Here is a 15,867-nt window from a genome sequence, read left to right on the forward strand (position 1 = left end):
GGATCGAGAATCTGATGAGTGACTATAAATCTACCCTGAATTTGCCGGAGACGGGGTTCCCGATGCGTGGCGATCTCGCCAAACGCGAACCGGGTATGCTGCAACGCTGGACTGATGACAACCTGTACGGCATCATCCGCGCCGCCAAAAAAGGGAAAAAAACCTTTATCCTGCACGATGGCCCTCCGTATGCGAACGGCAGCATTCATATTGGTCACTCAGTTAATAAGATTCTGAAAGATATTATTATTAAGTCTAAAGGTCTGTCGGGCTTCGATTCACCGTACGTGCCGGGTTGGGACTGTCACGGTCTGCCGATCGAACATAAAGTCGAGCAGATGATCGGCAAGCCGGGTGAGAAGGTCAGCGCCGCTGAGTTCCGCGCAGCCTGCCGTCAATATGCGGCGGAGCAGGTTGCCGGCCAGAAAACCGACTTTATCCGTCTGGGCGTGCTGGGCGACTGGGATCGTCCTTATCTGACGATGGATTTCCAGACCGAAGCCAACATTATCCGTGCGCTGGGCAAAATCATCGGTAACGGCCATCTGCACAAGGGCGCCAAGCCGGTGCACTGGTGCCTGGACTGCCGTTCCGCGCTGGCGGAAGCGGAAGTGGAATACTACGACAAAACCTCGCCTTCCATCGACGTGATGTTTAACGCCACCGACGCGGCGGCGGTCGCGGCGAAATTTGGCGCAGCCCAGGTAGAGGGGCCGATCGCGCTGGTTATCTGGACCACCACGCCGTGGACCATGCCGGCCAACCGCGCTATTTCACTGCATCCTGAATTTGAATATCAGCTGGTGCAGATTGCAGGCCGCGCGCTGATCCTGGCGAAAGATCTGGTGGCAAGCGTGATGCAGCGTGCGGGCGTCAGCGAGTGGACCGTGCTGGGCACCACGACCGGCGCGACGCTGGAGCTGATGCGCTTCCAGCATCCGTTCCTCGCCTTTGACGTACCGGTAGTGCTGGGCGAACACGTTACGCTGGATGCCGGTACCGGTGCGGTGCATACCGCGCCTGGCCACGGCCCGGACGACTATGTGATCGGTCAGAAATATGGTCTGGAAACCGCTAATCCGGTAGGCCCGGACGGCAGCTATCTGCCGGGCACTTATCCTGGGCTGGACGGCGTCAACGTCTTCAAAGCTAACGATATGATCGTTGAGCTGCTGCGTGAGAAGGGCGCGCTGCTGCATGTGGAGAAAATGCATCACAGCTATCCACACTGCTGGCGTCATAAAACGCCGATTATCTTCCGCGCCACGCCGCAGTGGTTTATCAGCATGGATCAGAAAGGGCTGCGCGCGCAGTCGCTTAAAGAGATCAAAGGTGTGCAGTGGATCCCGGACTGGGGCCAGGCGCGTATTGAATCAATGGTCGCTAACCGCCCTGACTGGTGCATCTCGCGTCAGCGCACCTGGGGCGTGCCGATGGCGTTGTTCGTGCATAAAGAAACCGAGCAGCTGCATCCGGATACGCTGGCGCTGATGGAAAAAGTGGCGCAGCGCGTTGAGCAGGATGGCATTCAGGCGTGGTGGGATCTCGATCCGCGCGATCTGATGGGCGACGATGCCGACAACTACATGAAGGTGCCGGATACGCTGGACGTCTGGTTTGACTCTGGTTCGACGCACGCTTCCGTGGTTGATGTGCGTCCGGAATTCCACGGCCACAGCGCCGATATGTATCTGGAAGGATCGGATCAGCATCGCGGCTGGTTTATGTCCTCGCTGATGATCTCAACGGCGATGAAAGGCAAAGCGCCTTACCGTCAGGTGTTGACGCACGGCTTCACCGTCGATGGACAGGGCCGCAAGATGTCCAAGTCGCTGGGCAACACCGTTAGCCCGCAGGACGTGATGAACAAGCTGGGCGCCGACATTCTGCGTCTGTGGGTCGCCTCGACCGACTATTCTGGCGAAATGGCGGTATCAGATGAGATCCTGAAGCGTTCCGCCGATGCCTATCGTCGTATCCGTAACACCGCGCGCTTCCTGTTGGCTAACCTTAACGGCTTCAATCCTGAAACCGATCTGGTGAAGCCGGAAGAGATGGTGGTGCTGGATCGCTGGGCCGTAGGCCGTGCGAAAGCGGCGCAGGCGGACATCATCGAATCTTACGCGAACTACGACTTTCATGAAGTCGTGCAGCGACTGATGCAGTTCTGTTCGGTCGAGATGGGCTCTTTCTATCTCGATATTATTAAAGATCGTCAGTACACCGCGAAAAGCGACAGCGTGGCGCGTCGTAGCTGTCAGAGCGCGCTGTGGTATATCGTCGAGGCGCTGGTGCGCTGGATGGCGCCGATCATGTCTTTTACCGCCGACGAAATCTGGGGCTATCTGCCGGGTAAACGCGCACAGTATGTGTTTACCGAGGAATGGTATGACGGCCTGTTCGGTCTGGATGAGAGCGAATCGCTGAACGACGGTTACTGGGCTGAGCTGCTGAAAGTGCGTAGCGAAGTGAACAAGGTGATTGAGCAGGCGCGTAGCGACAAACGTATCGGCGGTTCGCTGGAAGCGACGGTCACGCTGTATGCCGATGCCGCGCTGGCCGAGAAACTGACCGCGCTGGGTAATGAACTGCGCTTCGTGCTGCTGACGTCGGGCGCGCAGGTCGCAGATTATGCGCTGGCGCCGGAAGAAGCGCAGCAGAGCGAGGTATTAAAAGGACTGAAAATCGCCCTGCATAAAGCGGAAGGGGAAAAATGCCCGCGCTGCTGGCATTACACGACTGACATTGGACTGGACGCCGCGCACCCGGATATTTGCGGACGCTGCGTCACTAACGTTGCCGGTAACGGCGAAGAGCGTATGTTTGCCTGATGCGTAAATCTCTTTTTGCAACCGGACTGCGCTGGCTTTGGCTGGTAGTGGTAGTTATTGGTATCGATTTGGCCAGCAAGCTATGGGTGATGAACAACATGGCGCTGCACGAAACGATCCCGATTGTGCCGTATTTCAACCTGTTCTATGCCCATAACTTCGGGGCGGCTTTTAGCTTCCTCGCGGATAAAGGCGGCTGGCAGCGCTGGTTCTTTGCGGGTATCGCCATCGCGATTGCGGTGGCGCTGCTGGTAATGATGTACCGTACCGCCGCCAGCCAAAAAATTAACAACATTGCCTACGCGCTGATTATTGGCGGCGCGCTGGGTAACCTGTTTGATCGCGCCTGGCACGGCTTTGTGGTCGATTTTATCGACTTCTATATTGGCGGGTGGCACTTTGCCACCTTCAATATTGCCGATTGCGGTATCTGCGTCGGCGCCGCGCTGATCGTGCTGGAAGGTTTTATTACGCCGTCTGGCAAACAGGCTAAGCAAAAGGGTAAGGCATGACCGATTCTGTACAGCACGACAGCGCGGTGCTGCTGCACTTCACCTTAAAACTGGAAGATGGCTCCACGGCGGAGTCAACGCGCGCCAATGGCAAACCGGCGCTGTTTCGTCTTGGCGACGGCAGCCTTTCTGAGCCGCTGGAGGCGGAGCTGCTGGGGCTGCAGGCTGGCGATAAAAAAGCGTTCACGCTTGAGCCGGAGGCCGCCTTTGGCAGCATTATTCCCGACTTAATTCAATACTTTTCCCGGCGTGATTTTATGCAGGCGGGCGAGCCGGAAATCGGTGCCATTATGCTGTTTACCGGTATGGACGGCAGCGAGATGCCGGGCGTGATCCGCGAAATCGCCGGGGATTCGATCACCGTCGATTTTAATCATCCCTTAGCGGGCCGTACGGTTCACTTCGATATTGAAGTGCTGGAGGTCGATCCGGTTCTGGAGGGCGATGCATGAAGATCCTGTTAGCTAATCCGCGCGGCTTCTGCGCTGGCGTCGATCGCGCCATCAGTATCGTCGAGCGGGCGCTGGAAATGTATGGCGCGCCGATCTACGTGCGTCACGAAGTGGTGCATAACCGTTACGTGGTGAACAGCCTGCGTGAGCGCGGTGCGATTTTTATTGAAGAAATTACGGAAGTGCCGGATGGCGCGATCCTGATTTTTTCCGCGCACGGCGTCTCTCAGGCGGTGCGCGCCGAGGCGAAAGCGCGTCAGCTCACTATGCTGTTTGATGCGACCTGCCCGTTGGTGACCAAAGTGCATATGGAAGTGGCGCGCGCCAGCCGCAAAGGGACCGAAGCGATTCTGATCGGCCACGCAGGCCATCCGGAAGTGGAAGGCACCATGGGGCAGTACAGCAATCCGCAGGGAGGAATGTATCTGGTCGAGTCGCCGGAAGATGTGTTTAAGCTGCAGGTGAAAAATGAAAACAACCTGTGCTTTATGACGCAAACCACGCTGTCGGTTGATGATACCTCTGCGGTGATCGATGCGCTGCGCCAGCGCTTCCCTAACATCGTTGGGCCACGCAAAGATGATATTTGCTACGCCACCACCAACCGTCAGGAGGCCGTTCGCAGTTTAGCTGCCGAGGCGGATGTGGTGCTGGTTGTTGGCTCCAAAAACTCATCCAACTCCAACCGGCTGGCAGAGCTGGCCCAGCGTGCCGGTAAACGCGCACAGCTGATCGATTCCGCCGCCGATATTCGGGAGAACTGGCTGCAGGGCATTCGCTGCGTTGGCGTTACCGCTGGCGCTTCTGCGCCAGACATTCTGGTGCAGGAAGTGATCCAACGGCTACGCGAGTTTGGTGGCGAAGAGGTCACTGAACTGAGCGGACGTGAAGAAAATATCGTTTTTGAAGTTCCCAAAGAGCTACGGCTCGAAACCCGTCAAATTGGTTAATCTAACCGCCCGGAATTGGCTAAATTTCGGGCGGTTCTCTCTTCGTTACTCCCGTCAGGATAAACATATAAGTGTTGGATTTTACTCATGTCCTCCGGTTGCATTGAGTTGCAGGAAGGCCTGCAGTAGCATTTTTCTGTTACGCGCTTTTCAGGCGTTAATTTTCACGTTAAATAGCTATTTATTAACCGGGATAATAAATGCCGCGTGTAGCAATCTACTTATAAAGTTAAAAGGAGTTAAAAATGAGAGAGTTGAATCTTAATGAGGTACAGGCAGTGAGCGGCGGAGCAGGCATGACTGCCGATGCAATGCTTGGCTTGGGCTTTGCTGGCCTGACGGTAACCATTCCCGTTATTGTTGGCGGTGCTATTTTTGGCATCCCAACTTTGGGGCTGGGTTTTATCGCCATGACTGTAGGCATCGTAGGGGCGGCGATTTCAGGCGGGATGGCCATCATGGGCGTCGTTGCTTCCGCTGTCAACAGAGGCCGAGTCGACCCGGTTACGCCAGAAGTCTAATTTTTCCTGTGTGGCGTGAGCGTTAACCGCCGGGCTGTTAATTCAACGCGCCGTAAGTCATTTACGGCGTATTTCCTCTCTTATCAAATCGTGTAAGTTACTTTTCTGATATTACGCAGCCGTCAGCATAAAGTACTGGTTGCTGGTTTTATTGGCGATGTGCCAGCAAGGTTGGGCCGACAGTTAATCCAGGTGATACAGCAGGCTGAGAGGGATGGATGATGTGTAATCGTTGGATTTTACTCATGTCCTCCGGTTGCATTGAGTTGTAGGACTGCCTGCAGGAGCATTTTTTCATTACACGTATTCCAGGCATTAAACTTTAGGTTAATTAACTTATTTATGTCCTGGTTATAAATTCCGCGTGTAACTTACTGTTTATAAAGTTAAAAGCAGTTAAAAATGAGAGAGTTAAACTTTACGGAATTACAGGCCGTTAGCGGCTCAGGCATGCCTGCTAATGTGATGATTGGCATGGGCTTTACTGGCCTGGCGGTATCCATTCCCGTTATTGTTGGCGGCGCGGTTTTTGGTTTTGATACGTGGGGCCTGGGTTATGTCGCTATGGCCGCAGGGATTGTAGGAGCGGCGATTTCAGGCGGGATGGCCCTGATGGGCATTATTTCCAATATTGCCGCCCTTTTTAACCAGGGCAACACCGATCCGGAACTGCCCGTTCTGACTGTATAACTCTTCCCGTCAGAAGTTATAGTAAACATCTGGCATTTCGTCTGGCGCGTCGTAAGCATTTACGGCGTGTTACCTGTCTTGCGCATGCATATAAGTTACTTTTCTGATAATACTCAGCCGTCAGCATAAAATTCTTATTATCTGATTTAATGGTGGCGCGCCCTGCACCCGCTGTTTAACCTAATTGCGCTTTGTATGCACAGACTTAAGTCAGGAATGAATAAATATGAGTAATAATATCCGCATAGCTATTGTCGCGCGCCAGGACGGATGGGGCGACAGTTAATCCAGGCGATACAGCAGGCCGAGGGAGTCTCGCTTGGCGCAGCGCTGGCGCGGGAAGGTTCCTCACTGGTGGGCAGCGATGCCGGCGAACTGGCAGGCATCGGCACGCTTGGCGTGGCCGTAAGCGACAGCCTTGAGGCGGTGGTTAATCATTTCGATATTTTGATCGATTTTACCCGCCCGCAGGCAACGCTGGCCTGGCTGGATTTCTGCCGTCGTCATAAAAAAGGGATGGTGATTGGCACCACCGGGTTTGATGAGGCAGGTAAGGCGGCGATTAAACAGGCGGCGCAGGAGATCGGTATTGTATTCGCCGCTAACTTCAGCATTGGCGTTAATCTGATGCTGAAGCTGCTGGAAAAAACGGCGAAGGTGATGGGTGAGTATGCGGACATTGAAATTATCGAAGCGCATCATCGCCATAAAGTTGATGCTCCGTCCGGCACCGCGCTGGCAATGGGAGAAGCTATCGCCGATGCGATGAACTGGTCGCTTAACGATCATGCGGTTTACGCGCGTGAAGGTCACACCGGCGAGCGCGCCGCGCAAACCATCGGATTCGCTACCGTTCGTGCAGGCGATATTGTTGGCGAGCATACCGCCATGTTTGCCGATATTGGCGAACGTCTGGAGATAACCCATAAGGCTTCCAGCCGTATGACCTTTGCAAAAGGCGCGGTAAAGGCGGCGGCATGGGTTAGCCTGGCGAAAGAAGGGCTTTATGATATGCGTGACGTGTTAAATCTCGATGATTTATGATGTTTTTTAAGCTTTATTAATTTAAATTGCGATTAATTTATTGATTTTAAGGGTTATTAATCTAACCCTTTTTTATTTTTGTAAAAATAAAGGCTTTGAATGTTATATTCGGTTAAATGCGTATTTTTAATTCTTTTTCTGCTTTTTTTGCGCCACTAAAGCTAAATTTGACCATTTGGTCCACTTTTTATCTCTGAGATTTGATTTTATGTACATCCTGCCTCATGCAATCGGTTTTTCCGCCATGAATTGCCTGCTTTTTAAGGCTAATATTATCTTTTTGCTTCAGGATGGCTGAAATAACCATAAAAAAACGCCTTTAGGGTAGACATTCCGGAAGTCGATCATTAGAATGCGCGCAATTTGCCAAAAATCGACTGTAGCAGCGGTTTTTGCATTGATTCAGCCATGCATTATGAATTAATATGCAAATATTATGACTGTTTATTCCCTGGAGGACGTTTTGAATAAGTCAGCGATTTTGGTTCTGGAAGACGGAACCCAATTCCACGGTCGGGCCATTGGGGCGACAGGATCGGCGGTGGGAGAGGTAGTTTTCAATACTTCAATGACCGGTTATCAAGAAATCCTCACAGATCCTTCCTATTCCCGCCAGATTGTCACTCTCACTTATCCCCATATCGGTAATGTCGGCACTAATGCCGCTGATGAAGAATCTTCTCAGGTACACGCGCAGGGCCTGGTTATTCGCGACTTGCCGCTAATCGCCAGCAACTACCGCAATGAAGAGGGGCTGTCGGCTTATCTGAAACGCAACAATATCGTCGCCATCGCCGATATTGATACGCGTAAACTAACGCGTCTGCTGCGTGAAAAGGGTGCGCAAAATGGCTGCATCATTGCGGGCGACGCGCCGGATGCTCAACTGGCGCTGCAAAAAGCGCAGGCGTTCCCCGGCCTGAAAGGTATGGATCTGGCAAAAGAAGTTTGTACCCGCGAAACCTACAGCTGGACGCAGGGGAGCTGGACGCTGGCTGACGGACTGCCAGCCGCAAAAACTGCAGAAGAGCTGCCTTACCATGTGGTCGCTTACGATTTCGGCGTGAAGCGTAATATCCTGCGCATGCTGGTGGATCGCGGCTGCCGCCTGACGGTGGTTCCGGCACAGACTCCGGCAGAAGAGGTGCTGAAGCTCAACCCGGACGGCATTTTCCTGGCAAATGGCCCAGGCGATCCGGAGCCGTGCGACTATGCCATCAGCGCGATTCAACGTTTTCTGGAAACGGAAATCCCGCTATTTGGCATCTGCCTCGGTCATCAGCTGCTGGCGCTGGCCAGCGGGGCAAAAACGGTAAAAATGAAGCTGGGTCATCACGGCGGCAACCATCCGGTAAAAGATATTGATAACAACACCGTTATGATTACCGCGCAAAACCACGGCTTTGCGGTTGATGAGAACGATTTGCCCGCCAGCCTGCGCGTTACCCATGTTTCACTGTTCGATCAGACGGTTCAGGGCATTCACCGCACCGATAAACCCGCGTTTAGCTTCCAGGGACATCCGGAAGCCAGCCCAGGCCCGCATGACGCGGCGCCGCTGTTCGATCACTTTATCGAACTGATTGAAGCGGCCCGTGCCGGCCAGAAATAAATTTCAGGAAAGGAACAGAGATAATGCCAAAACGTACTGACTTAAAATCCATCCTGATTCTGGGCGCTGGCCCGATTGTTATCGGCCAGGCGTGCGAGTTTGACTATTCCGGCGCGCAGGCCTGTAAGGCGCTGCGTGAGGAAGGCTACCGCGTTATTTTGGTTAACTCCAATCCGGCGACCATCATGACCGATCCGGAAATGGCGGATGCCACCTATATTGAGCCGATCCACTGGGAAGTGGTGCGTAAAATCATCGAAAAAGAGCGCCCGGATGCGGTGCTGCCTACCATGGGCGGCCAGACGGCGCTTAACTGCGCACTGGAGCTGGAGCGTCAGGGCGTGCTGGCGGAGTTTGGCGTCACCATGATTGGCGCCACTGCCGACGCGATTGATAAAGCGGAAGATCGTCAGCGTTTCGATAAGGCGATGAAGAAGATCGGTCTGGAAACGGCGCGCTCCGGCATTGCGCACAATATGGAAGAAGCGCTGCAGGTGGCGGCAGATGTCGGCTTCCCCTGCATTATCCGTCCTTCCTTTACTATGGGCGGCAGCGGCGGCGGCATCGCCTATAATCGCGAAGAGTTCGAAGAAATCTGCGAGCGCGGGCTGGATCTTTCCCCCACCAAAGAGCTGTTGATTGACGAATCGCTGATTGGCTGGAAAGAGTATGAGATGGAGGTGGTGCGCGATAAGAATGATAACTGCATCATCGTCTGCTCTATCGAAAACTTCGATCCTATGGGCATCCACACCGGCGACTCGATCACCGTTGCGCCGGCGCAAACGCTGACCGATAAAGAGTATCAAATCATGCGTAACGCCTCGATGGCGGTGCTGCGTGAAATCGGTGTGGAAACCGGCGGTTCTAACGTGCAGTTTGCGGTGAACCCAAAAAACGGTCGTCTGATTATTATCGAAATGAACCCGCGCGTATCGCGCTCCTCGGCGCTGGCGTCCAAAGCTACCGGCTTCCCCATCGCTAAAGTCGCGGCGAAGCTGGCGGTAGGCTACACGCTGGATGAGTTGATGAACGACATTACCGGCGGCCGCACGCCTGCTTCGTTCGAGCCTTCGATCGATTACGTCGTGACCAAGATCCCGCGCTTTAACTTCGAAAAATTTGCCGGCGCCAACGATCGTCTGACGACCCAGATGAAATCGGTGGGCGAAGTGATGGCGATTGGCCGCACCTTACAAGAATCAATGCAGAAAGCGCTGCGCGGACTGGAAGTTGGCGTTAACGGCTTCGACCCGAAAGTCCATCTGGACGATGCCGATGCGCTGACGCGTATTCGTCGCGAGCTGAAAGATGCAGGCGCCGAGCGTATCTGGTACGTGGCCGACGCGTTCCGTGCTGGTCTGTCGGTAGACGGCGTATTTAACCTGACTAATATCGATCGCTGGTTCCTGGTACAGATTGAAGAGCTGGTGCGTCTGGAAGAGCAGGTTGCTCACGAAGGCGTCAACGGTCTGAATGCCGACTTCCTGCGCACGCTTAAGCGCAAGGGTTTTGCCGATGCGCGCCTGGCGGATCTGGCCGGCGTGAGCGAAGCGGAAGTGCGCAAGCTGCGCCAGCAGTACAACCTGCATCCGGTTTACAAGCGCGTTGATACCTGCGCCGCCGAGTTTGCGACCGATACTGCTTATATGTACTCCACTTATGAAGAGGAGTGCGAGGCGAATCCGAACCGGGACCGTGAAAAAATCATGGTGTTGGGCGGCGGGCCGAACCGTATCGGTCAGGGCATCGAGTTTGATTACTGCTGCGTTCATGCTTCGCTGGCGCTGCGGGAAGATGGTTATGAAACCATCATGGTCAACTGCAACCCGGAAACCGTTTCAACCGATTATGACACCTCCGATCGCCTCTATTTCGAGCCGGTAACGCTGGAAGATGTGCTGGAAATCGTGCGTCTCGAACAGCCGAAAGGCGTTATCGTACAGTACGGCGGACAGACGCCGCTGAAGCTGGCGCGTGCGCTGGAAGCAGCAGGCGTACCGGTTATCGGCACCAGCCCGGATGCTATCGACCGTGCGGAAGACCGCGAGCGCTTCCAGCAGGCGGTTGATCGCCTGGGCCTGAAGCAGCCCGCGAACGCCACGGTAACGGCGCTGGAGCAGGCGGTACAGAAAGCGGTAGAAATCGGTTATCCGCTGGTGGTGCGTCCTTCCTACGTGCTGGGCGGACGGGCGATGGAGATCGTTTACGACGAACAGGATTTGAAGCGCTACTTCCAGACGGCAGTCTCCGTATCTAACGATGCGCCGGTGCTGCTGGATCGTTTCCTGGACGACGCTGTGGAAGTCGATGTTGATGCGATTTGCGACGGCGAGCGCGTGCTGATCGGCGGCATTATGGAGCATATCGAACAGGCCGGGGTGCATTCCGGTGATTCCGCCTGTTCACTGCCAGCCTATACGCTGAACAGCGAAATTCAGAACGTGATGCGTCAGCAAGTTGAAAAGCTGGCGTTTGAACTCTGCGTACGCGGCCTGATGAACGTGCAGTTTGCGGTGAAAGATAACGAAGTTTATCTGATTGAGGTTAACCCGCGCGCCGCACGTACCGTGCCTTTCGTCTCTAAGGCGACCGGCGTGCCGCTGGCGAAAGTCGCCGCTCGCGTAATGGCGGGCAAAACGCTGGTGGAGCAGGGCGTAACTGAAGAAATTATCCCGCCTTACTATTCAGTGAAAGAAGTGGTGCTGCCGTTCAACAAGTTCCCGGGCGTGGACCCGATTCTTGGCCCGGAAATGCGCTCTACGGGTGAAGTGATGGGCGTTGGCCGTACCTTTGCCGAGGCGTTCTCTAAGGCGATGCTGGGCGCACAGTCCACTATGAAAAAGCAGGGCCGTGCGCTGTTGTCGGTGCGTGAAGGCGATAAAAAACGCGTGGTTGACCTGGCCGCCAAGCTGCTGAAGTTTGGTTTCGAACTCGACGCCACTCACGGCACGGCGGTTGTGCTGGGTGAGGCGGGTATCAACCCGCGCCTGGTGAACAAAGTGCATGAAGGACGTCCGCATATTCAGGACCGTCTGAAGAACGGCGAGTACAGCTATATCGTCAACACCACGGCTGGACGCCAGGCGATTGAAGATTCTCGCGTTATTCGCCGCAGCGCCCTGCAGTATAAAGTGCATTATGACACCACGCTGAACGGCGGCTTTGCTACCGCGATGGCGTTGAATGCCGATCCCACGGAGAAAGTAATTTCCGTACAGGAAATGCATGCTCAGCTTAAACGTTAATAACGCGTTTTCAGCGACTGGCTGAGGCGATCAACGGCTCCTGCGGGAGCCGTTTTTTATGGCAGCGCTTCAGATGCCTGCGGCGTTTACAGACGTTTTTTACCGGGCGGAACGTCCGCCTTTTCTACGTTAATTATGGTTTCGCCAGGGATGGCGGCTGAAGCGGATGCCAGCCCGATAATATTCGTTTGAGGATTCGCGTCAGGTTTTCTGGAGGTTTCCACGCTCCCCACAAACATGGCGCCCTTTTTCACCGACAGCGTGACATAATCGAGCGCACCGTTAATATTGGCGTGTTCGCCAATATCCATCGATTCAGCTTTGCATTCGCCTCTGACCGTGCCGTTGATAATTAACTCCTGGCTGGTAATATTGCCGTTGACCAGGCCGCTGCGCATAACTTTTACTATTCCCTCGTTGGCGATAATATTTCCCTGCACCTCGCCGTAAATATAAACCTGGCCTACGGCCCTGAGGTTGCCTTCAAAGCAGACATCACGGGCAATCACCGTATTATTTGCCTGATCCTCCGCAGGAGAGGCGCCTTTGTCCATCGATACCGTTGGTATAATAATGTCTTTTTTCGTCTGTATTTCTGCCGATTTATTTTGCTTTTTAAACATAGTGAAAACCTTCCGTTGTAATGCGTAAAGTAAAAATGACCCGGCTGCCAGAAGGCCAAAAATTCCCGCCCAGGTAAAAGAGAAAAAGCTGGCTACCAGCGCCAGCAGCCAGCAGCAGATCCCGCTATTAAAAAAAACATATTGCCTGTCCATAGTTGCGTTATAAAGGCTCCCTGTGCGAGGTAAGACTGTATTAATAATCCGAATCGGTATGGTGTAAAGTGCAGAGTGGTATTATTTACCTGTGGTCATCTGCCCACGTAACGGCGCATCCTTTGCCTGAAGATTTGAACGGATTTGTTATGTTTTTGTTTCGAAATTCATTTCTTCCTGAAATAGATGGTTTTTCTGTGAGTTTTAAATGCAAATAATAAGCCTGACGTTAACCGCTATTCTGGCAATAAATGGATAATCGGGAGTTATTAATTGACCTGTCCTTAAAATTATCGATATTTCAGCAAATATTCAAGCGGTGTTATGCCACTCCTGGCAATGCCGCACAGAAATAATGGCTGAGCATATGAAGAGTCGCTGAATATTATTATCTGTCCGATACAATAATTAAGGGGACAGGAAGTTGCTCGCTTTGGCGATGACGGGCGTCTGGCTATGCTTTTTTCATCCTGAGCCGCCGCGTTGTCATGTCCCTGAAGTGATGAAGAGGAAGGCTAATCTGGCCACAGCGCAGACTAATCTCAGGGTAAACCAGGGGGCCTGCTAAAGCTTGCCGAACCGTAAAAAAATGCTGGGTCGGCGCTGAAGCCGCCGCCGTTGTAACGAATAAGCACGGTTTAAAAACCTTTACGTAAATCCATTCACCAGACTATCGACGAAAGTTTCGCCTTTACGTATGATGGCGCCAATTTTACACCCTGTTGAGTAACTTATGATGATAAGCCTGATAGCGGCTTTAGCAGCCGATCGCGTTATTGGGATGGAAAACGCTATGCCGTGGGATCTGCCTGCGGATTTAGCCTGGTTTAAGCGTAATACGCTGAATAAGCCAGTAATTATGGGGCGTCTGACCTGGGAATCGATTGGCCGTCCGCTGCCGGGACGCCATAATATTGTGGTCAGCAGCCAGCCAGGAAACACAACGGATAGCGTGACCTGGGTTACTTCACTGGAGGATGCCCTGGCTGCGGCGGGCGACGTTGAAGAGATCATGGTGATTGGCGGCGGCCGCATTTATGAGCAGATGTTAGATCGTGCCGATCGTATTTATCTGACGCATATTGATGCCGAAGTGGAAGGCGACACCCATTTCCCGGACTACGAGCCGGACGAATGGCAGTCGGTATTCAGTGAGTTTCATGATGCCGATGAGAAGAACTCCCACAGCTACTGCTTTGAAATCCTTGAGCGCCGCTGATAACGTCGGTTAAACTTCTCTCATCCGCCAGCTGTAACATGGCTGTCATTTTTGCCCTCTAGCATTGCTTTCACTCTGGGAAACCATAATGGGAAGCAATGCTATATGAGCGACAAACTCCTTGAATTAAATCTGGATTCGCTGCCAAGCCCGGCGCGTCGTAAGCTACTGGCCGGAACCGGCGCGTTAGGGCTGGCAGGCTTTCTTAGCGGCGGCGTCAGTTTTTCCGCTTTGGCCAAAATGCAGACGACGCCGAAAGGAAGCCCGCTGCTGGGATTCACGGCAATTCCTGCCTCTACCGCTGATGAAATTGCTATCGCGCCCGGCTACCGGGCAGAGGTGCTTATTTCATGGGGCGAGCCGCTGGTAGATGGCGCGCCGGCGTTTGATCCACAGGGAAACAATAGCGCCGCCGATCAGGAAAAACAGTTCGGTGATAATAATGACGGTATGAGTTTTTTCGCCCTGGATGATAACCGTGGCGTGATGGCCATTAATAATGAATATGTGAATGAACAGTACCTTTTCCCCCACGGCGGTAGTAAAGCCATCAGCCCGGAAGATGTAAAAAAATCGCAGGCGGGGCATGGCGTATCGATCGTGGAGGTCGCGCGTAGCGAAGATAATCGCTGGCGCGTAGTGCGTCCGTCACGCTATAACCGTCGTATCACGGCCAATACCCTGATGCATTTTTCCGGCCCGGCGGCAGGCAATGCGGCGTTGCAAACCCGCGCCGATCCGGAAGGTAAAACGGTACTGGGCACCTTCGGCAACTGCGCGAATGGGAAAACTCCCTGGGGAACCTATCTCACCTGCGAAGAGAACTTTGATACCTATTTCGGCACCAAAGCCGCCGATTTTAGCCCCACGTCCCAGCAGAAGCGCTACACTCTGAACGCCAGCGAGCCTGAGCGCAACTGGTCTGATTTTGATGAGCGTTTTGACGTGGCGAAAAACCCCAACGAATTTAACCGCCATGGTTGGATTGTGGAAATCGATCCGCTCGATCCGCATTCGGTGCCGGTAAAGCGCACCGCGCTGGGTCGCTTTAAACATGAAAACGCGGCGGTTACGGTAGCGAAAAGCGGCGAGCTGGTGGTCTATATGGGCGACGATGAACGTGGGGAATATATCTATAAGTATGTCTCAACGGGCAAAGTTGACCATGCCAATCCCGCAGCGAACAAATCGCTGCTGGATGAGGGCACGCTGTATGTCGCGGTATTCAAGGGTGATAAAAGCGGTACGCCGCTGAAGGGAACGGGCCGTTGGCTGGCGCTGGTTCACGGCGAAAACGGGCTGACGGCGGAAAACGGTTTTCATCATCAGGCGGATATTTTAATTAATGCGCGTGCGGCGGCGGATGTGGTTAAAGCGACGCGCATGGATCGCCCGGAGTGGATAGCTGTCAACCCGCACGATGGCCGCGCCTACTGCACGCTGACCAATAACAACAAGCGCGGCAATGAGAAGATGCCGGTTGATGCGGCTAATCCGCGTCCTGATAACATTTATGGCCAGATTATTCGCTGGGATGAACAGGGCGACGCCACGGCGCAGCAGTTTAGCTGGGACATTTTCGTGCTGTGCGGAAACCCGATCGCGCATCCACAGGGAGTACAGCGCGGTACGCCGAATATCACCGCAGACAATACATTTAATAGCCCGGATGGGCTGGGCTTTGATAGCGCCGGACGTTTGTGGATCCTGACCGATGGCAAATACAGCAATGAGGGCGATTATCAGGGGCAGGGCAATAATCAGATGCTGGTCGGCGATCCGAACAGCGGCGAAATCCGCCGTTTTATGGTAGGGCCGAAATCCTGTGAGCTAACGGGCATCACCTTTACGCCGGATTACCGCACGCTGTTTGTTAACGTACAGCATCCGGGCGAAGAGGGCGATTCTCATTTTCCCCATAATAGCCCGCGGCCACGTTCATCGGTGATCATGATCACCCGCGAAGATGGCGGTATTGTTGGGGCCTGATAATCATTACCGGGCCGTCTGGT

General features: G+C 53.8%; 11 protein-coding genes and 1 pseudogene. 11 read left to right on the top strand and 1 reads right to left on the bottom strand.

Annotated features, from left to right (window positions below):
• The first annotated feature begins 14 nt into the window (after positions 1-14).
• The 9 genes and pseudogenes from ileS (at position 15) to carB (ending at position 11,860) form a co-directional block, all read left to right on the top strand.
• Positions 15-2,831, top strand: a complete 2,817-nt coding sequence (gene ileS, locus COO59_RS10900) for an isoleucine--tRNA ligase (RefSeq protein ID WP_103059825.1) — start codon at positions 15-17, stop codon at positions 2,829-2,831.
• Positions 2,831-3,343 (top strand): signal peptidase II, encoded by a 513-nt coding sequence (gene lspA, locus COO59_RS10905; protein ID WP_103059826.1) that lies wholly within the window; start codon positions 2,831-2,833, stop codon positions 3,341-3,343. Before ileS ends, lspA begins: the two co-directional genes overlap by 1 nt.
• The gene (fkpB, locus tag COO59_RS10910) at positions 3,340-3,795 is read left to right on the top strand and encodes an FKBP-type peptidyl-prolyl cis-trans isomerase (protein WP_103059827.1); all 456 of its coding nucleotides are present in this window, start codon (positions 3,340-3,342) and stop codon (positions 3,793-3,795) included. Before lspA ends, fkpB begins: the two co-directional genes overlap by 4 nt.
• Positions 3,792-4,745 (top strand): 4-hydroxy-3-methylbut-2-enyl diphosphate reductase, encoded by a 954-nt coding sequence (ispH, locus tag COO59_RS10915; RefSeq protein ID WP_103059828.1) that lies wholly within the window; start codon positions 3,792-3,794, stop codon positions 4,743-4,745. Before fkpB ends, ispH begins: the two co-directional genes overlap by 4 nt.
• A gap of 245 nt (positions 4,746-4,990) precedes the next feature.
• Positions 4,991-5,266 (top strand): hypothetical protein, encoded by a 276-nt coding sequence (locus COO59_RS10920; protein ID WP_205960865.1) that lies wholly within the window; start codon positions 4,991-4,993, stop codon positions 5,264-5,266.
• A 402-nt stretch (positions 5,267-5,668) separates the two neighbouring features.
• Positions 5,669-5,956, top strand: a complete 288-nt coding sequence (locus COO59_RS10925; protein WP_205960866.1) for a hypothetical protein — start codon at positions 5,669-5,671, stop codon at positions 5,954-5,956.
• 226 nt (positions 5,957-6,182) lie between these two features.
• Positions 6,183-7,000 (top strand): annotated as a pseudogene (gene dapB, locus COO59_RS10930) (4-hydroxy-tetrahydrodipicolinate reductase).
• Between the two features lie 463 nt (positions 7,001-7,463).
• Positions 7,464-8,612, top strand: a complete 1,149-nt coding sequence (gene carA, locus COO59_RS10935; RefSeq protein WP_103059985.1) for a glutamine-hydrolyzing carbamoyl-phosphate synthase small subunit — start codon at positions 7,464-7,466, stop codon at positions 8,610-8,612.
• A gap of 23 nt (positions 8,613-8,635) precedes the next feature.
• On the top strand, positions 8,636-11,860 hold the full coding sequence (gene carB / locus COO59_RS10940) for a carbamoyl-phosphate synthase large subunit (protein ID WP_103059830.1): 3,225 nt from the start codon (positions 8,636-8,638) through the stop codon (positions 11,858-11,860).
• An 86-nt stretch (positions 11,861-11,946) separates the two neighbouring features.
• Here the strand turns inward: carB and COO59_RS10945 are convergent, their stop codons facing one another.
• Positions 11,947-12,483, bottom strand: a complete 537-nt coding sequence (locus COO59_RS10945) for a bactofilin family protein (RefSeq protein ID WP_165786509.1) — start codon at positions 12,481-12,483, stop codon at positions 11,947-11,949.
• A gap of 889 nt (positions 12,484-13,372) precedes the next feature.
• On the opposite strand from COO59_RS10945, the gene folA reads away from it, so the two are divergent.
• Both folA and COO59_RS10955 read left to right on the top strand, forming a co-directional pair.
• Entirely contained in the window at positions 13,373-13,855 is a 483-nt protein-coding gene (folA, locus tag COO59_RS10950) for a type 3 dihydrofolate reductase (protein WP_103059986.1), read from the top strand.
• 105 nt (positions 13,856-13,960) lie between these two features.
• Positions 13,961-15,844: a PhoX family protein gene (locus tag COO59_RS10955; RefSeq protein WP_103059832.1), complete on the top strand. Its 1,884-nt coding sequence runs from the start codon at positions 13,961-13,963 to the stop codon at positions 15,842-15,844.
• Positions 15,845-15,867: the final 23 nt, after the last annotated feature.

Source organism: Mixta theicola, from assembly GCF_002895925.1.
Classification (GTDB): Bacteria; Pseudomonadota; Gammaproteobacteria; order Enterobacterales; family Enterobacteriaceae; genus Mixta; species Mixta theicola.

Bases quoted from the DNA above. Each gene is read 5' to 3' on its own strand.
- ileS (WP_103059825.1), top strand. From the start codon at position 15: ATGAGTGACTATAAATCTACCCTGAATTTGCCGGAGACGGGGTTCCCG.
- lspA (WP_103059826.1), top strand. From the start codon at position 2,831: ATGCGTAAATCTCTTTTTGCAACCGGACTGCGCTGGCTTTGGCTGGTA.
- fkpB (WP_103059827.1), top strand. From the start codon at position 3,340: ATGACCGATTCTGTACAGCACGACAGCGCGGTGCTGCTGCACTTCACC.
- ispH (WP_103059828.1), top strand. From the start codon at position 3,792: ATGAAGATCCTGTTAGCTAATCCGCGCGGCTTCTGCGCTGGCGTCGAT.
- COO59_RS10920 (WP_205960865.1), top strand. From the start codon at position 4,991: ATGAGAGAGTTGAATCTTAATGAGGTACAGGCAGTGAGCGGCGGAGCA.
- COO59_RS10925 (WP_205960866.1), top strand. From the start codon at position 5,669: ATGAGAGAGTTAAACTTTACGGAATTACAGGCCGTTAGCGGCTCAGGC.
- carB (WP_103059830.1), top strand. From the start codon at position 8,636: ATGCCAAAACGTACTGACTTAAAATCCATCCTGATTCTGGGCGCTGGC.
- COO59_RS10945 (WP_165786509.1), bottom strand. From the start codon at position 12,483: ATGTTTAAAAAGCAAAATAAATCGGCAGAAATACAGACGAAAAAAGAC.
- folA (WP_103059986.1), top strand. From the start codon at position 13,373: ATGATAAGCCTGATAGCGGCTTTAGCAGCCGATCGCGTTATTGGGATG.
- COO59_RS10955 (WP_103059832.1), top strand. From the start codon at position 13,961: ATGAGCGACAAACTCCTTGAATTAAATCTGGATTCGCTGCCAAGCCCG.